General features: G+C 68.3%; 17 protein-coding genes. 2 read left to right on the top strand and 15 right to left on the bottom strand.

Annotation, left to right across the window (positions count from 1 at the left end):
* Positions 1–16: 16 nt before the first annotated feature.
* Complete coding sequence (locus Val02_RS31240) at positions 17–3250, top strand: AfsR/SARP family transcriptional regulator (protein ID WP_203902840.1); 3234 nt, start codon at positions 17–19, stop codon at positions 3248–3250.
* On the top strand, positions 3247–4116 hold the full coding sequence (locus Val02_RS31245; RefSeq protein WP_203902841.1) for a DUF2637 domain-containing protein: 870 nt from the start codon (positions 3247–3249) through the stop codon (positions 4114–4116). Before Val02_RS31240 ends, Val02_RS31245 begins: the two co-directional genes overlap by 4 nt.
* 130 nt (positions 4117–4246) lie before the next feature.
* On the opposite strand, the gene Val02_RS31250 is transcribed toward Val02_RS31245, so the two are convergent.
* The 15 genes from Val02_RS31250 to Val02_RS31320 form a co-directional block, all read right to left on the bottom strand.
* Complete coding sequence (locus Val02_RS31250; RefSeq protein ID WP_203902842.1) at positions 4247–5434, bottom strand: hypothetical protein; 1188 nt, start codon at positions 5432–5434, stop codon at positions 4247–4249.
* A gap of 82 nt (positions 5435–5516) precedes the next feature.
* Complete coding sequence (locus Val02_RS31255; RefSeq protein ID WP_203902843.1) at positions 5517–6869, bottom strand: YopA family protein; 1353 nt, start codon at positions 6867–6869, stop codon at positions 5517–5519.
* A gap of 437 nt (positions 6870–7306) precedes the next feature.
* The gene (locus tag Val02_RS31260; protein ID WP_203902844.1) at positions 7307–8074 is read right to left on the bottom strand and encodes a class II glutamine amidotransferase; all 768 of its coding nucleotides are present in this window, start codon (positions 8072–8074) and stop codon (positions 7307–7309) included.
* A complete protein-coding gene (locus Val02_RS31265; protein WP_203902845.1) occupies positions 8062–9156 on the bottom strand; it encodes a hypothetical protein in 1095 nt (364 codons plus the stop codon). The genes Val02_RS31260 and Val02_RS31265 overlap by 13 nt, the downstream gene beginning before the upstream one ends.
* Positions 9157–9642: 486 nt before the next feature.
* The gene (locus Val02_RS31270) at positions 9643–10395 is read right to left on the bottom strand and encodes a hypothetical protein (protein WP_203902846.1); all 753 of its coding nucleotides are present in this window, start codon (positions 10393–10395) and stop codon (positions 9643–9645) included.
* Positions 10392–10733, bottom strand: coding sequence for a hypothetical protein (locus Val02_RS31275; protein ID WP_203902847.1), 342 nt, complete (start codon positions 10731–10733; stop codon positions 10392–10394). The genes Val02_RS31270 and Val02_RS31275 overlap by 4 nt, the downstream gene beginning before the upstream one ends.
* 281 nt (positions 10734–11014) lie before the next feature.
* The gene (locus tag Val02_RS31280; RefSeq protein WP_203902848.1) at positions 11015–12031 is read right to left on the bottom strand and encodes a DUF4192 domain-containing protein; all 1017 of its coding nucleotides are present in this window, start codon (positions 12029–12031) and stop codon (positions 11015–11017) included.
* Positions 12032–12174: 143 nt separating this feature from the next.
* Positions 12175–12609 (bottom strand): hypothetical protein, encoded by a 435-nt coding sequence (locus Val02_RS31285; protein WP_203902849.1) that lies wholly within the window; start codon positions 12607–12609, stop codon positions 12175–12177.
* A 194-nt stretch (positions 12610–12803) separates the two neighbouring features.
* On the bottom strand, positions 12804–13319 hold the full coding sequence (locus Val02_RS31290; RefSeq protein WP_203902850.1) for a hypothetical protein: 516 nt from the start codon (positions 13317–13319) through the stop codon (positions 12804–12806).
* A 77-nt stretch (positions 13320–13396) separates the two neighbouring features.
* Entirely contained in the window at positions 13397–13759 is a 363-nt protein-coding gene (locus Val02_RS31295; protein ID WP_203902851.1) for a hypothetical protein, read from the bottom strand.
* Positions 13756–14199, bottom strand: a complete 444-nt coding sequence (locus Val02_RS31300) for a hypothetical protein (protein ID WP_203902852.1) — start codon at positions 14197–14199, stop codon at positions 13756–13758. The genes Val02_RS31295 and Val02_RS31300 overlap by 4 nt, the downstream gene beginning before the upstream one ends.
* 26 nt (positions 14200–14225) lie before the next feature.
* Positions 14226–14996, bottom strand: a complete 771-nt coding sequence (locus Val02_RS31305; RefSeq protein ID WP_203902853.1) for a hypothetical protein — start codon at positions 14994–14996, stop codon at positions 14226–14228.
* Positions 14959–15297, bottom strand: a complete 339-nt coding sequence (locus Val02_RS31310) for a hypothetical protein (protein ID WP_203902854.1) — start codon at positions 15295–15297, stop codon at positions 14959–14961. Before Val02_RS31310 ends, Val02_RS31305 begins: the two co-directional genes overlap by 38 nt.
* Before the next feature lie 164 nt (positions 15298–15461).
* Positions 15462–16391, bottom strand: a complete 930-nt coding sequence (locus tag Val02_RS31315) for an ArdC-like ssDNA-binding domain-containing protein (protein ID WP_203902855.1) — start codon at positions 16389–16391, stop codon at positions 15462–15464.
* A gap of 189 nt (positions 16392–16580) precedes the next feature.
* Positions 16581–17525, bottom strand: coding sequence for a hypothetical protein (locus Val02_RS31320; RefSeq protein WP_203902856.1), 945 nt, complete (start codon positions 17523–17525; stop codon positions 16581–16583).
* Positions 17526–17562 lie beyond the last annotated feature (37 nt).

Below are 17562 nucleotides of genomic sequence, written 5' to 3' on the forward strand. Positions count from 1 at the left end.
GTTCAGGAGTTGAGCCGTGCTGACCACGCTTGCCTCACTCGCCCGCCGCATCGCCGGCCTGGCAGCACTCGCGCTCCTCCTGATCGGCGTCCCGTACGCCCTGCTCACCTACCTGCCCAGCCCGCTACCGCACGAAGTCCCGTCTTGGACCGATGTCGCCGACGCCCTGACGACACATCTCACCGACGAAACCCTCGGACTTGCCCTCGTCGCCGCACTGTGGGCCACCTGGCTGTCCTTCGCCTGGTCGGTCGCCGCCGAACTCCTCGCCGTCCTCGCCGGTGTACGGCTTCCGCAGCCGCGCGCGTTCACCCCGACCCGCGGCCTGGCAGCCGTACTCGTCGCCGCGATCACCGGCGGCATCCTCGCCACCGCCGCCCAGGCACACCCACCAGCAGGGGCCGCATTCGCTGCCACACCTACTCCGACCGCTTCCGCTGTCTCGACTTCGCCGGCCACACCGACAGCGACCGACGCAGGCACCGTCACAGTGGACGCCGTCGCCACGACCTCGACCGCAACAACACCGACCTCGGTGACGCTCGCGGCGACGTCTCCGGCGATGATGGACGTGCACGCGGGCGCCGCACGATCTGTTGCTGGTGGTGAAGTGACGTTGGTAGCCAACGGACACCGCTACAGCTACACCGTCCGGCCAGGCGACAGCCTCTCCGACATCGCCAAGACCTGGCTCGGCGACGCCAACCGGTGGCCCGAGATCTTCGCCCTCAACCGTGGCGTCCACTTCACCAACCCGGGCGGCACCCTACGAAACCCGGACATCATCCGTCCAGGATGGACACTCGACCTCCCCGACGACGCCACCCCACCCGCCGGCCTCACCCCGGCCGCACCAACACCCCCCGCCGGCAGCGACCCGCCCAGCTCCGCGCCCGAAGCCGCCCCACCACCAGATCCCGAGCCAGTGACACCATCAACGTCCACAGCGCCGTCGGTGGACAGCACGCCGCCGTCGGTCCCGGTCGATGACGGCGTGATCGCCGACCCGCCACCGCAGGACTCCACGCAACCGCAGACGCCGTCGCAGAACAGCGATGACGACCGGGCTCCGTCCACGTCCGCGCCGGTGCCCGGCGTCCACCTGGGCAGCGGCTCCTGGGTCGACGTGGGCCTCGTCGCGGCCCTACTGGCCGCAGTGGCGTTGGTCTGGGCACACCGACGCCGCCACCAACGGCGCCGTGACCTGTCCGCCGACCTGATCGTCGACGACCCGATGCCCCCGGTCGTCACACACCTGCGGCGCGGCCTCCGCACCGGCGAGCGAGTCACCGCAGCCAGCGTCCGAGACCTCCACGCCTACCGCACCTTCCTCGACGACCTGCGCACCGCCGGCACCGACGACGCGCCGGCTGCGGATGACGACACCGTCGACTTCCCCGCGCCGCTGGTCGCCGACACCCCGACCAGCGACACCAGCGATCCCGACGCCACTGCCGAGGAGGACGGCGCCGAGGGCGACGGCGAGGGCGACGGCGACGGCGACGATCTGTGGGACCTGCTGGCCGACCCGCCACCGCCGGTCACCCCAGCACTGACGAACCCGATCGTGGACATGTGGCCACCGGCCGGGATCGGCTTAACCGGCCCCGCCGCCGAAGCCGCCGCCCGCGGCTTCCTCGTCGCCGCGCTCGCCGCCGGCGGCGTCGACGAACCACACTCGCGCGGATACGTGGTCATCCCCGCCGCGACCCTGGCCACCCTCCTCGGCGCCGACGCCGTCCTGCTCCCCGACAGCGACCGCCTCACCGTGACCGCCGACCTCAACCACGGCCTCACGATCCTCGAACAGGAAGCATTAACCCGCTCCCGGATCCTCTACGACAACGAGGTCGACAACCTCACCGCGCTGCGCGAGACCGACCCCATGGCCCCGTACATGCCGCCGACCGTGCTCATCACCGACGTCAACGCCGACCACGAACGGGTCCGCATCGCCGCCCTGCTGTCCGCGAGCCCGCACGTGGACATCCACGGCGTCCTGCTCGGCGACTGGCCACACGGAAACACCGTCATCGTCGCCGAAGACGGCACCCTCACCCCCGCCACGTCCGACGCCGCCCGCCACGGCGCACACCTGGCCGACACCGGCCGACTCACCATCCTCGCCCCCGACGAAGCCACCGACCTGCTGCGCGTCCTCATCGAATCGCACAACGGTGAACCCATCGGCACCGCCTACGACCGCCCCGACTCGCCCGCAGAGACCGCGCCGAGTGCCGACGAAGCGATGATCGCCGCTGCCGACGCCGAGGCCACGGAGTCGGCAAACCCAGCCGAGACCACCGACGACGCGGTGGTGCCGGACCAATCCGATGTGCGTGACGGGAGGGACGACCTTCCTGCTCGCACCACCGGACCGGCGCAGGGCCTGGAGCCGCTCGGCAGCGGTGAGGAGCGCAGGGAAAAAGACGACGGCGAGCGGCCCGCCAACCTCGGAGCCGCCAACGGATGCACGCCGGTCACGGTGCACCTGCTCGGACGCCCCCACATCGTCGACGCACCGCAAGACGAGCGACTGCGCCCCCAAGCGGTGGAACTCCTCGCCTACCTCGCCGCGCGTGGCGGCACCGCCAGCCAGGACGACATTCTCGAAGACCTGATCCCGGAGATGCCCGCCCGCAGCGCACCGCAACGGTTGCACACCATCGTGTCCAACCTCCGCAGAATAGCCACCCTCATCGGAGGAACACAGGACTACATCGAGTTCACCCGGACCAAGCAGTACCGGCTCAACCGCGACGCGTTCCGAATCGACCTGTGGCAGATGCAGGACGCCATCCGCGACGCGCTCACCGCGACCGACTCCAACGGAAGGATCGCCGCCTTGCGGCGCGCAGTCGGCCTCTATACCGGCCCGTTCGCCGACATCACCCGCCGCTACGACTGGGCCGAAACGTACCGTGAGGCCGCTCGCCGCCAAGCCGTGGACGCCGTCCTCACCCTCGCTGAAACCCTTACCGTCACCGGGGAGACCATGGAGGCGTTGGCCGTCCTCGACGCGGCCACCGCCCACCACCCGCACGCCGAACAGATCGCCCGCGCCATCATGCGCATCCACGCCGGCCGAAGCGACGCCGACGCGATCCGAGCCACCCGCACCGCCCTACGTCGACGTCTCGACGACATCGACGCCGAAGCCGGCGACGAAACTCTCGCGCTGGCAGACGAACTCCTCGCCGGACTGCCGCAACAGCAGCGCTCCCCCCACGCCGCAGGCGGTCCGACATGACCGCCGCGCCGCTGCCGGCTGCGGCCCACGACAGCGACGCCGTCGCGGAGTTGCGGCGGGTGCGGTGGGCGATTCGCGCCGTCCTCGCCCTCGGCGTGCTCGCCTCCACCGCCGCGAACATCCTGCACGCCAGACCACACCCGGTGAGTCAGGCCATCGCCGCCTGGCCGCCGGTGGCGTTGCTCCTGACGATCGAACTCATCGCGCGAGTACCGGTACACCACAAAGCCTTGGCTGCGTGCAGGCTGGCCGCGACGGCGGCCATTGCCGGCATTGCCGCCTACGTGTCCTACCGCCATATGGCAGAGGTCGCCGCCAGATTCGGCGAAGGCGGCCCAGCCGCGTACCTGTTGCCGATCTCCGTCGACGGGCTCGTCATCGTGGCCTCGATCAGCCTCGTCGAACTCGCCGCCCGCATCCGCCACATCGAAGCCGATGGACCTCAGGCGGCCCAACTACCGGCCGATGTCGCCGACATCCGCCAGCAGCCCATGCGGCCGCAGTCCGCGGCGCCTGACCTTGACTCACCCAGAAACGTTCCGCCCGAGGCTATTAGCGTCCACCGTCCTGAGGTCCCGCCTCTGACATCGAACGAGTGCAACACGGACGCCGAGCCCGGCACAGGCGATCCGGACGGCTTCGCAGAGGATGCCTTACCGGTAGCCACCTCCGATGCGGTTGCCTTCTGGCTGAGCAAGAACCCTCGGCTGAGCGCGGCCGAGATCGCCAAGAAGATCGGCCGCTCGCCGCGAACCGTACGGCGAAATTGGCCGAAGCATCATCGCGCAAATCCACATGGGCAAGCTCTGACACCGGACTTCGATCCGCCCGACGCCAGCAGTCGTCGATATGAACGTGCGGGCTGAGGCCGCCCGCCGTGCGAGGACCTTGCCGCGTTCGCCCTGAACTGCCGGGCCCATATCCCACGAACAACCGGCCGGGGCTCCATCACGCGCGTTGACGCGGCTACGTGTCGCCGACGAACGGAGTCCTGGCTCAGCCTTTCCTGTCTCGATCGTGGAGGACTTTGAGGGCGATTGCGATACCTCCGACGGCTATTCCAGCCGCCGCGGGCCCCGCCTTTTCGAGAACCTTGTCTCTCGCCTCCGCGGCTGCGTCCTTCCATCGCCTCGCATGCCAGGACTGAAGGCCAGCTGCGATGCCAAGCAACCCGAAGAATTCATGGATGCCGGCCGCAACGTGGTTGCCCGAATCCACCACGGCCCGGGACGCAGTTCGATGCAGCAGCACCTTCGCATTGGCCGTGCTGACAGCCGCATCCATGCGAACCAACAAGGACTCCAGGGTCCGCGCGATGATCTCCAACCGGTTCTGCCGGTCAGTCTTCACGCCCCGAAGACGCGCCTCCAGCTCTTCCCGGGATGCGTCGAGCGCCCGGTCGAGTTCAAGCACATCGAACGCGTCCTGCATCTGGAAGCAATGAGCCAGGAGTGTCAGCCACCCCTGAACTTCGCGTTCGGCCTCCCTGGCCGTCTGAGCGAGGCCGCCCATCTTGTTTTTATCTTCCAGCTTCGCCGTGATTGCTTCAATTTGAAGCAACGCATAGCCCTGAACGTCCGCGAGTTTCCCCGGTATGTCCTGCACCGTCGACCACGAGTCATCGGTGACCCAGCCGACCTCCTCCCGCATGGTCATGGCGCGCGCGATCATGGCGCCCGCCCCGATCATGTCCTTCCGCACGGTGTCATCGACCTTGCGCATCAGCTCGTCGATCTTCTCGTCGATCCTGGCGAGGTAGGCGGTGATCTCGGCCATCGACTGTTGCATCGCGGCCTGCTGCATGAGCCCTGCGACACCCGCAAGCATTCCCGCGTTTAGAAACGCTCGTGAGCCCTTCGCGATCTGGAGCCATGACTTGATCGAGCCCGGTTCGCCCACCATCGCATGACTGATGCCTGGGGTCTTGCTGTCCATCAGCCCGAACCGCTTGACGAGCTGTGCCGATTCTTCAGTCAACTTCACCCAGCGACCCGAGTGGGCGGCAATTTCAGAGCCCGCCACCGCCACTGCGGTGCCTACTCCGAGGACAGACCCGAGCCGCTGTCCGAGGTCTCTGGACGACGACCACAGGCCCTCCGCGAGTAGGAGCTCTTCGACAGCTGCCGAGCCCCCGATGATCGCTAGGCCGTCACCGTCGCTGATCAGCTGAATCGCGTCATCCATCGTCGGGTCCATTCGCGGGAGGTCGGTCTATCGGGCGCAGGTACAACGTCGCGCGGGTTCAAGCGGCTGGCTGGATCCTTCATCAGCCGGCGGCGTCGGTGCGGGGCTGGAGTTGCGCCCACGGGACTGGTTTGGCGTCGCCAGCCGAGCCGCCGGGCGGGAACAACTTCACGTAGGAGCCTTGATAGCCGATCGAGTGCAGGATCAGCAAGGTCAGGTAGTGCCGTGACAAGAACCAGGCGTCCTTGACGAGCCCATCAAGCTGGTAGATCTCGTCATGCGGACTCTTCGGATGAATGAGTCGATTTCGAACCTTCACCACGGCGGCCGGCCCGTCATCGAGCTTCTCAGCGGCGGCAAAATCCGCCAGCGCGGGAAGTTCTGCCTTGTCGATGTCGATTGGTACCTGCGCAAGTTCCAGTAGCCGTCGCAATCGCCGTTCGCCGGGCCAGGTTTTAGAGTTTCGATATTCGCTGCGCGTGACCAGTCCGCTGAGCGCAAGCGTGATCCACGCCAGGTTCTCAAGCGCCGGAAAGGCGGACATGATCCGCTGCTCCAGGAATCCGGTTTCGACAGCCTGGACTGCCAAGACCATCTGGAACCGTGTCGCACCCGGCCGATCTGGATCGAGGAAGGCCGGCAATGCGCGTTCGACAAGTTCCATGAGATCGTCCGCCCGAAGTCGGTACAGCCAGGCGGCGCCGATCTTCCGGTATGGATCACAGATGGGCGCCGTCCACTCCTCCCACACGACTTCGTCTGCGGAGTCGAAGCCGACCGGCAACGCCGGCGCAACCCATCGCCCGAACGCGAACGAAAAGCACACCCGAAGGCACTCCAGCACTTGCCGCACGGACGCCACATCGAAATCGTCGCCGCCAACGCGGCGCACTTCCATGACGTGCGTAAGCACGAACACAGGCGCAGTAGCCTTCTCCGTGACGTGGGCGTGGTCGTGACGCCTGTCGAGCGTCACGCGCCAACCATCCACCTCCGTCTGCCAGCGCCCGTTCCAGCAATCGTTTTCGGTAGCGATCCTGCCATAAGCTTGAATATCCGGCAGATTTATCCAATGGACTATCACGCGTTGCAGTTGCGCGTCAGGCGTCGCGAGTTCTGCACGATTGAACCAGCCACTGTCCGGAGTGGTGCGATACGCGGACACCATCCAGTCCCGCGACCCGCGCCGCAGCCCCAACTCAACGTCATCCATGCTGACCGAGAAGTTGTCCGGGTCCGGTTCGACGCTCCAACGAAGGGACGGCTTGCCGTTAAGGGACAGCTCGACCGAACCACGCTGTTCATGCGCCGCGACACCGCCCACATTTCCGTCGTAAATGATGATAGAACTTCCGGATTCATCGAACGGATAAACCGGTCGTAGTTGCGGATCTACACATGTGCCCGGGAAGCGCCGCTGCCACTCCTCGATCATCCTCGGACCCCTTCTCGTGGAAGATGCGTAAGCCGTTGTGGAGAAAGCCCTGCAGAATATGTCTTCCGCTCGATGAGCGCCAGCAGTTTCGTCGCCCAGGACGCAGCCGGCGCGGCCCGAGCTGGGCGGTAGCGTTCGACGGCACTGCCGATGTGGACCCGAACGGGGTTGCGGCAGTCGAGTTGGGCGTCCCGGGTGACGATGGCGATCAGGTCCTGAACACGAAAAAGGCCTATCTTCTTGCTCTGTAGCGGTTCCCGCCGCCACGATGGCCCTATTCTGCGGCCCGAGCAGGGCACGGAAGATCCCAGGAGGATCCGCCGTGCCCCGCTCGGGCCGTCGACAACGGTTGGCGGGAAGCAGAACGTCCGTGTGCGGGCTCATGCCGCAGCCGTCGAGGAGCGGTCGCCACCGGTTGTCCGCGCGGCCGCCCCCGGCTACGTACGCATACTCAGGGGCCTCATCGGCAGGGTCGGGTTGAAGCACTGGCATGTGCCGTCTGGGTTGTCGCAGTCGAAGCACATGCCGCAGCACCAGCAGTCGCGGGCGAGGGTGTCGACTTGTGTCCGGCAGTGCACGCATTCTGCGCGTCCGTCGCCGATGAGGAGCCGTTCGTCGTCCCAGCCGTAGTAGTGGGCCCAGTCGTCGAGGAGGTAGCCGTCGTTGGAGTACCAGATTCCGCCGTTCCAGATGCCGGCGTCTTCGTTGAGGATGTAGGCGTTGTCCTTGAACCGGCGGTCGACGGTGAGGATGACCATCTTGTTGTGCGGGGTCATCCATTTCTCCAGCCGTTGCCGGGTGCGGCGAAGCCGTAGGGAGCCGAATCCTTGCAGGTAGTCCTCGGCGGCGATGCGGGTGTCGGAGCGGAGGTCGCCCTTGCCGGGTTGCACGTTGGCAGGTAGGACGCCGTTGTGGGCCAGCACCGTTCGGCCGTCTCCGGCGACGGGGAACGGGTGGCAGTTGTCGACCGCGGTGCGGCCGTGGGTGGTGTAGCGGGAGTGGAATAGCGCCGGCCCGTCCGGGTGCCTGCGGCGGGCGTCGTCGAAGGCGAGGATCATGTCCTCGGCGTCCATGCCGCGCTGGACGATGAGTTCGTTGTCGGCGACGATCGCGAAGCCGTGCCCGTCCGGGTTCCCTGCGGCGCCGTTGTGGAGGGCGGCGATGTCGGGTAGGACGCCGTCGGGGTAGAAGGTCAGCAGGCACATGTCAGTGCCTCCATCTGCTGTGCCAGCGGGGCGTAGTCCGCGCGGGCGTTGACCCAGTCGACGAAGGCCGGCCAGGTCCAGCCGCCGTCGTGGGCGATCGTCTGGTAGGTCAGTTCGCCGGTGTATTCCACGGATGCGGCGGCGAAGCCGAGCGCGGCCTGGATCTGGAGCGGGTCGAGGGTGCTGGCGAAGATCCGTAGCTCGAAGGTGTCGCTGTTGCCGGTGTTGACCGCGCGGTAGCGTGCGCCGACGGCGCCTTTGGCGTAGTCCTTGACCGCGCGGCGGTCGTCGTCGGTGAACGCCGCCCACTGCTCGGAGCTGCGACCGGCGAGCAGCGTGATCGGGTGTTCGTTGCGGTAGATGAACTTCAGCCACCGGTAGGCGTGGCACGGTGAGGTGAACGCCGCCCGGGATACATGCACGTGCATGCCGGTGCTGTCCGAGGTGCCGCAGCCGTACTTGTCGAGTCGGGGGAACAGGCGCCACGGGAAGTTGGCGATGGCCCACTGGTAGGACATCGGGTGGGTGACGAGTTCGAAGCCGTGCCCGATCGAGGAGTCGTTCTTCAGGTAGCCGACGCCGCCGAGCTGGTCGATGGCTTCGGAGGCGCAGTCTCCGTCGTCGTACGGGGTTTCGATCTCGACTTCCAGGCCGAGGAACAGCGGGCCGGTGCCGTAGAAGTCGGGGTACGGCTTGTAGTCGTAGTCGTGGACCAGCCCGCCACTGTCCTCGTCGTCATCGTCATCGTCGTCGGGGCGGCAGTCGGAGCAGTCGCAGTCGTACGGGTCGCAGCAGCCGTTGGCGCACCTGCGCTCGATGGGGTTCCAGCCGTCGCACCCTTCGCACTGCCGGTAGGAGCTACGGCAGTCGTTGCAGATGGTCGAGCCGCGAACGGTCTCGATGGTGTCGTTGCTGGCGACGTCTTGGTGGCACCGGTCGCAGTTGAGTTCGACCTGGGACGGAGTTTCGCTGACGCTGGCCGGGGCGCAATAGGCGCACGTCTGGCTGTGGTGTGCGGCGTCGATTCGGTTGGTGTGCTGGTGGGCGTCGGTGGGTTCCGCGACGCCGATGCTGTGTGGCATGGCCACGCCTCCAGAAAGGATGAGGCAAACGGAGGCGCGGTTCCGCTCGGAAGTTTGTTGAGGCGCCTCCTGTCTGCCCTGTGGGCGAAAGAACGAATGGGTATGTCGGTGTTGATCAGTGGTGCTCGGCGGTCCGTTATCGCTCAGGCGGTGGCGCGCGTGGGCCGACCGGTCCATGCAGGAGCTGGACGTGCCGCTGGCGGAAGGAATCGATCATCGCGATACCGCTAGCCGTTGCGGCCGTCGGTCGGCTGAGGTTCGCGAGGGGTTCAGGGTTGCCTCGGCCGGCGCAGGCGGGTCGAGGCGCGGTCGCGTGCGCGGTGGTGCCGACGCGGGCGTGTGTGGTGGGTCTATGGCGTCGTCCGTCCGATGTGGACGGGCACCGCAGCGTTGCGCGCCCCTGTCGGGGCGCAGGAAGCTGCGGCGCCCGTCGAGCGGGATGCTGGTCGAGGAGCTTGTGCCCCGGGACGGGGGTCGAGACGCAGGTCAGGGACTGCGGTCCGGTGTGGTCTCGGCTGGATGTCGTGGGATGCGTGCGTCGTGGAAGACGTGGTCGAGGAACTCGGCGTTGGTCATCCCGGCGGACACGCCGCTGCCGTAGGCGTCGAGGTGGGAGCGCAGGTCGTGCCACTGCCGGTCGGTGAGCGGGCCGCCGCGTTCGGCCTCGATCGCCTGCCGGTCGAGGTAGGCGACGGCTATCCCTTCCTCGTTGCACAGGTGCAGCAACGCGCGCGTACCGCTGGGAAAGTAGGCCCGGTACCGGCGGTAGGCGTCAGCGATGTCCCGGTCCCTGCTGCCGTACGGGGTCGGGTCGCCGTCGGTGGTGTGCAGTGCGTCGTTGAGGAAGCCGGGTATCTGGTGGCGCTCGATGTGGCCGGTGTGGACGAGGTCGTCGAGAAGTTCGCGGACGTCGGCGGCGAGTCGTTCTCGTGCGGTGCGGGCGCTCGCCGCAGCGTTTTGGGAGCGGCGTTGCTGGCCGAGGTGCCACAGGTAGATTCTCCGTGTCCCGGCGAACGCGTCCGTCAACGCTTGGGCGCGCTGGGCCGGATCGGTGATCAGGGTCGCGGGGGTGTCGGGTTCGACCGGCAGGACGACGCCGCGGGCGGCGACCTCGATGTGCCCGGTGCTGGTGGCGCCGACGAGAACACCGGTCGCGGCATCGCTGGGCAGCCACACGGCCGGGAGGCCACCGGGCAGGCTGCCGAAGATCTCAGCGACGTCGGAAACGGGGCCGGTCATGACGCCTTCGAAGGTGTCGTCAGGGAGCCGCTGGCGGCGCCGATCCAGGCGGGGAACCGGCCGGCGGTGCCGATCTGCCACGGCTGCTGTGGGATGCGTGGGCTGTCGGTGCGGTCTCGTCGGTGCAGCAGTACGAGCGGGTCCTGGGGTGTGCCGTCGGGTCGGTTCTCGTAGCGTTCGGACAGGCATCGCACGTAGTCGACGCCGGACGCGATCGGGTAGAAGGTTCTGCTGAGCCAGGTGCCGCCGAGCCGGTCGCAGCAGGACACGGTGACCGGGTACCAGCCGTCGAGGCTGACCGTGACGCAGTGCCCACAGTTCAGGTCAAGTTCGAACACGCACAGCCGGTGCACTGCCATCGCCGCGTCTGCCGCGATTCCAGAGGTGTCAGCCGCGTCTGGCCCGTTCGGACGGGCTGGTGGAAGGTGTGGGGGTTGGATCGCCATGTCGGGACTCCGTTCGAAGACAGATCCCGGGCCCGGCCTGGCAGCCGCGCCCGGGGTGCGCGCAAATGCACGAGAGGGTGGCCGGGCAACGGCCAAGAAGTGCCTGCTGCTGAGAGATACGGTCAGGTGGGGCGCATGACGTTGCGACGCAACCGCTCGCGCCGCGGTCGGACCTACTTCGTGACGAACGCCTTGACGGTCTGCGGATCGATGCCGGCCACGACGGCGTGGGCGAGAAGACCGGCGAACCGGTCGTCCGGATTACTGCGGACTGCGCGGTCGACGGCGACGTTGGCGAGAACGCCGTTGCCGGATTGCAGGGCGCACAGGGTCAGTAGGACGGCCGGGTTGGTGACGAACGCGGGTTCGGCCCGGCGGACCAGGTCGCTCCACATGGTGATCTGCCACGCGTCGGCGGTCGTGGCGCGGATGGCGTTGTCGCGTAACGGTTTCAGCGCCAGGAGCACGGTGAGCAGCGCGGCGTGGTCGTCATCGACGGCAGTTGCGTTGCGGTACTTCTCGGCGGCGCTGGCGAGGCAGTTACGGCCGGCGGTGAGCACGTTGCGCCATTCGGGGGTGTCCAGAACCTCGTCGTCGGTGCGGTCGTCGGTGGCGCCGAGGATGTCCAGGAGCATGGTGCAGGCGGCGCCGGTGGCCTCGGTCATCCGGTCCCGGGCCGCGCCGGTTACCGGGGCGAGGCTTTCCGCGATGCTGTCGCGGCTGGGCAGGGCGACCAGACCGGCGTAGACGGCGCTGGCCGCCGCCGCGCTGGCGCTCGGGTCGAACGGGACACCGTCGGCGGGCCACGTCGGCTCGTGCAGCGCCCAGAACCTGCCGTCGGTGACCCGCAACGCCACGTCGGTCGGGATACCGGCGTCTTCGAGCTGGGCGACAGCCGTCGTGATCGCCGGCTCGACTGGCTCTGCGGTGCCGTATCCAACGGCGAGTACACGCATCCCAGCTCCGGCTTCGATCAGTCGCCGGGTCAGGAGTGCTGCGGCGGTGTCGTGCAGCGGGTCCGGCGCGTTCGCGTCGGGGAGGTCCAGCCGGCCGCTGACGGCAATGCTGCCGTGGTGCACGCCGATCAGGATCAGGCTGTCTGCCGGTTCGAATCCGAGGATGTACGGGATCAGCCCGAGCAGGTCGTTGGGGTTGCTGATCCGGATGACGGGGCGATCGGTGTCGTTCACGGAATGTTCCTTCCGGTTGAAGATCGGATTTCGGTGGTCCTTGGACATCGGTGACGTCGCGTGCCGCGCATCGCACCTCCGGGAAGCCCTTGGGGTGTCGGTACGTGGGCAAGCCGGTTCCTGATGGCCGGTGGTCGGGCAGATCAGGGCTGGGTCTGTTCGGCACGGAACTGCGGGTTCGCGGCCTCGTAGTCGGCGATGAGGCCGCATGCCTGTTCGGCGATGTGTGCCAGCCCTGAAAGGACTGCCGCAATGCCCCGGTTGCTGCGCCCGGAGTCGCTGAGGTACTGGATCCGGCTGGACAGCCTGATGCCCTTCTTGACATCAACGGTGACCAGAGCCGCATCGTCGGGCACATGCTCGGCACGCACCGGCCACAGCAGGACTGCGGCGATGCCCTCGCCCAGGAGCAGCGCCTCCGGCTGTGTCATCAGCACGATCTCGACGACGGTCGGATACGTCGTGTCGTTGTAGGACAGGTCGTCGAGGACGCCGATGGCTTGCGCTCTGGTGATGTCCGCGTTGTTCCGGCTCGGACGTTGCAGCCACGCTCGCGTGGCCGCCGGATCGAACGCCACTGCCTTCCCCGGCTTTGGTAGATGGTGTAGGGCCACGATGTTGTTACCCCCTGGTACTTCGTTGGACGGACTGGTCGGCGGCAGGCCACGGCCAACGGATCCGGGCATGGCCGCTTGCTGTGCCGGACTTCGCGATGCGGGCCGGGCTCGGCCGTGTGATGCGACGGCGTGGTTCGGGTCGTGACCGTGCGGAATCAGCCGGCAGCGGGCAGGCGGCGGATCCGCGCGGGTGGATGCACGGCCCACGACGCGACGAGTGCGCCGGACACGGCGGGATGGACGGTCACGTCGTACTCACGGACCCAGACCGCTGACCACAGCTCGGCCGGTGCGCCCTGCCGCAGGTGCGCGTCATCGGACACCGTCCCGGCCAACGCAGGGTGTTCACCGGCGCGGTAGTGGCTGCGCCGACCCGACAGCATTGGGCACGCACGGGCGCTGTAGGCGTGGCACGGCGGACACGTCGCCGGCTCCGGCGCGCACTGGTACGTCAGGTCGCTGTCCCTGGCGAACAACACCGCCAGGTCGCCGAGCCGTTGCCCGCAGACTTGGCAGCGCCGTTCGGCCAGGCACCGACGCTGGACTATGGCGGTGATCTTCCCGAACAGATGCAGCCCGGCCACGGTGGTCGGGGTGATCCACGGAACGACAAGTCCACCGACAGTGGGCCTGCCGGCGAGGTGCAGCGGCACGTTGGGAACTCCGGTCATCTGCTGGCCTTTCGTAGAAACGGGAACGGCCCTGGACCGCTTGTGGTCCAGGGCCGTTCGAACGGTTGGGTTGGATGTCAGGTGTGGCAGCCGCGATCCGGGAACGGTTCGCGGTCGAGGACGTCGATCAGGGGCCGCCCGAGCGGTGTCGGCCGTGGCGGTCGACGGCGGGGTCGGGGTGGCCGGAACGCCTGCGCGGCGAGGGCGCGGCACCAGGCGAGACGGGTCTCGTGGTCGCGGACGTCGTCGGCGTCGGTGAGTTCGTGCTGCGTCCGGTGATAGCGGCGCAGCGCACCGTGCAGGCCGTCGCGGGTCAGGACGGCGCCGGCCGCGGCCCGCACCTGCGACAGTCGCGGCCGTTCTGGCAGGTCCACGATGGTGAGGACTTTGGCCAGGCTGTGGAGGTCGGTGTCGACGCTCAGCCGGATCGTGACCGTCATCCGCGGCGCGCCCGTGCCGCGTAGACCTGTGCGGTGACGTAGGCCAGCAACGCCCGCCGTTGCTCGCCGGTTCGCAGCGTGGCCGCGATGGCCAGCAGCGGTGCCAACGCCTCGGCCAGGGCGGTGTCTTTCGCGGCCCGGCGTTCCAGCGCGAGCTGGGCGACCGTGTCCCGGGCCTGCCGGTCGAGGACCTCCCAGCGGCCGACCGCCGTCCGGTCCTCGTAGCGCTGCAACCACCGGCTGGGTCTGCCGTGCAGACTCACACGCTGCTCGTGCCGCGCGACGTTGGCCTGGTAGATGCCGCCGACGACCCACCTGCCCCGGTGCCCGTACCAGAGCTCTTCGCCGAGCGGGGTGTTCGCCGGCGGTTCGGGCAGCCAGGCGTGGACCTGCTTGGTGCCGTTGAGGCGCAGCCCGCCGTAGATCCACCGCTCGATCACGGGTGCAGCGTCTCCGGTGTGCGCGCTCATCGGTCACCCGCCTGGGTGCCGTCGCGCGGCACGTCGACGATGCCGATGAGCCGCCACCGGCCACGTGTCCAGACCTGCCAGACGAAGTGCTCCAGGTGGGGGTGCTGGTCTGCTGCGGCGGCGGTCAGCTGCGCCGCCAGCTCGTGTGCGGGGTGGTCGGCCAGCCGGGCGGTGTCGACCCGGTAGGCGGTGGAGACCGGGTGCTCGTCGTCGTCGCGCAATAGGACCGGCATAGTGCCCTGGGCCGCTGCGGCGGCGCTTCGGGCGGCGATCTCGTACTCGGTCTTCAACGCCTCCAGCACCTCCGGCGTGGTGACCTCGCGGCCACGCCACCGGCAGGCAGCGACGAAGCGCTCCAGCTCCGGGAGGCCGAATCCGAGACCGGCTGGCCGGAAGACCGTTGTGCGGTCGTGGGTGCGCGCGATCGTGCCGACCGGCTGCCCGTCGAGGCACAGGGCGGCGGTGTAGGCGGTGCCGTCGCCGATCCGGGTGAGCGCGGTGACAGCGAGCCGGTCGTGTGGCATGCGCAGCGGCTGGAGGGTGGCCAGCACGTATTCGCGGTGCTCACCTCGGGCGGGAAGGTCGCCGACGATGCGGTCGCAGTCTGCCGGGTCGACGATGCTCCACGTCCAGCGGAACCCCATCGGGCAGTACCGGCCATCTCGTCTGGGGCTTTGCCGGCCGATGGCGGGTTCGCCGTAGAGCACGGTTTCGTCGCAGACGAGGTCATCACCGTCGAACCACAACGGCGGGAAGCGTTCGTCCACGGCGCGGTCGAGATCCGTGCCCGCCGCCCTCCTCGGCCAGACGGACACGTTCGGCGTCGCGTAGCCGCTGCTGGTCGGCGACAACGGCTTCGGCGACCTCGCGTCCGCACAGCCATACCGCGAAGCCGTTCCAGTAGTCGATGAGGGTGCCGACGAAACCGACGGGGATGCGGGGTGGCTGGCCGGTCCAGGCCCAATCGCCGGCGAACACGGCGATGCTGCCGATGCGCACGTTGTCGGGGTGCAGATAGCTCAGGTCAGCAGGCGGCTGCCCAGGGCCGGCAAAAGGATCGTTGCTCATGAAGGTCCTCCTGGAAATGGGGAGGCCGCCGCCCGGCCAAGGGCGGCGGCCTGCGAGTTCCGGCCGTCGCGGTCGTAAGGTCGGGTACCGCCGTGTTCGCCGGACGAGGTGGTCCGCGGTACGCGGGCGCTGCGCGGTCGATGCGGCGGTGGTGGGAGCGGGCGCTATGCCGCGGCGGGAAAGCCGTCCACCTCCCCGGTTCCGGCGTCGGTGTCGGCTGGGGTGAGGTCGGTGAGGATCTGCTTGGAGACCCGCAGGACCGTTTCGGCGCAGGCTTTGATCAGGTCGAGGTCGCCGTCGGCCCAGCCGAACACGTAGGCGTCGCTGTAGGCGCGGCTGTCGAGCCCGAGCGCCCGACACACGAGGTGTGCGACGCTTTCGGCTTCGGTTTCCATCCGCCCGCGGTGCAGATCGCCGTCGGAATCGGTGTGGCCGCAACGGATGTGGGCCAGTTCGTGAACGGTCGTCTTGAGCCTTTGCGGGGCGTCGACGTCGTCGCGGACCTGCACGACCCGCAGCCCTGGGCCGGTAACGGTCACCCCGTTCGCGCCCCGTAGATATCCGGTGCGGGGCGGGACGAGCGCGAAGCTGTACCCGGCCGCTTCGATCAGGTCGACGACGTCGTCGTAGGCGCCGGTCGGGTCGTCACCGGTCAGCAACGCCGGTGTGGCAGCCGCCGCTTTGATGCGGCGGATCCGTTGCACCGTCGGCACGTCGAACGGTTCACCGTCGGTTTGGGACAGCTCGAAGGTGTTCATCAGCCGGAACCCGACGACCTGAACCGCTGGCCGTCCCCGGCTGTCGCGTTTGACCTTTCGGCCTGCGGCTTCCCACTCGGTGGCTTCTTCTTCGGTCGGTCGGCGGGTGATCGGCGCCCACACCTTGAACGCGGCCTCACCGGCGCGAACCTGCCGCCCGACGGCGAGCCAGCCCGATGTCTTCTGTTTGTTGCCGTACGGCAGGAAGTAGCGCGGCTCGATCCCGCGTTCTTCGGCCTGGAACATCAGCAGCATATGGTTCGTGGCGCTGTAGCGGGCGCCGAACGTGGCGGCCTGGTCGATGAACTCGACCCATCGGGCGGGGTCTTTGGCCATCTGCGCGAGGCGGTCGTCGAAGTCCTGCTTGATTGCCGCGAGGAACTCGTCGCGTTCCTCGGGAGTCTGCTTTCCCATCGGGGGTCTCCTGTTCTCCGCCGCGTGGCGGCGGGCAGGCTGGGCCCCGACCCGGGTCCCAGCCTGCCCGTAGGCACGAGGTGGGACCAAAAGTCCTAAGTGGACAGAACGCTACTGGCTTCTGCGGCGGCAGACGATGATGCCGCGCATGCCGGTGGGGTTGGCGATGGCGCGTACGTCGTAGGTGAACAGGTGCCGGTTGAACTTGTCGGTGTCGAAGAATTCGAACGCGCCGAGGTCCCGCAACGCCTGCTCCCAGCCGGATTCGGCCAGCCGCACGGCGGTGTAGTGGCGCTCGTGGTCGAACGTGCCGACATACGCCTGCGCGAACTGGTACACGATTTCGGCGGCCGATGCGGCGAATCCGGCCTCGGACGAGAGCCAGTCACCGACCACCGCGGCCGGCACGTCGTGGCGGTCGGCGGCGGTGTTGAGCGCGCACAGCACGTCCAGGTGCAGCCGGTGGGAGGCGCGGCCGTAGGCGCCGTAGCCGTAGGCGGTGAGGATCAGCGGCTCGTCGACGCCGGTGGCCTCGCGTACCCGTCGGTGAGCTTCGTCGCGGTCGGCGTCGATCGGCACCCACCACGCGCGGGCCGGGACCGAAGGATCGGCCACCCGGATCACCCCGGCACGGTCGGCCCAGTGGCCGTTGTCGACGTCGTCGGGCCGGCCGTTGCGCGCGGCGTGCAGGTCGGCCAACCGGCCGATCGCGTAGCGGGCGAGGTCGCGCAGCGCCTCGATCGCCTGGCGTTGGTGCCGAACCTGCATAGGCGACAAGGCGGTGCCGTCCGGGGTGACGATGACGCCGTCGTGGGTGATCCAGCAGACCGGGAACTGGTCGGAGAACACCGCATACTTCGGCGTCTCGCCACAGATCGTCCCGTCGTCGGCCATGGCGACCAGCGCCGCGAACTTCGCCGGCCAACCGGTGACGCCACGAGAGACCGTCGGTCGTCGCCAGGTGTCGGCCAGGTCGATACCGATCAACCGGCCCGAGGACGCGGTCTCCAAACGCCGAACCGCGTGCAGAACATCGGAGATGGTGAACGTTGGCAATGTGCTTCCTTTCGCTTGGTTGCTGGACGTCTTCGTG

This window comes from Virgisporangium aliadipatigenens (genome assembly GCF_016863615.1).
Lineage (GTDB): Bacteria > Actinomycetota > Actinomycetes > Mycobacteriales > Micromonosporaceae > Virgisporangium > Virgisporangium aliadipatigenens.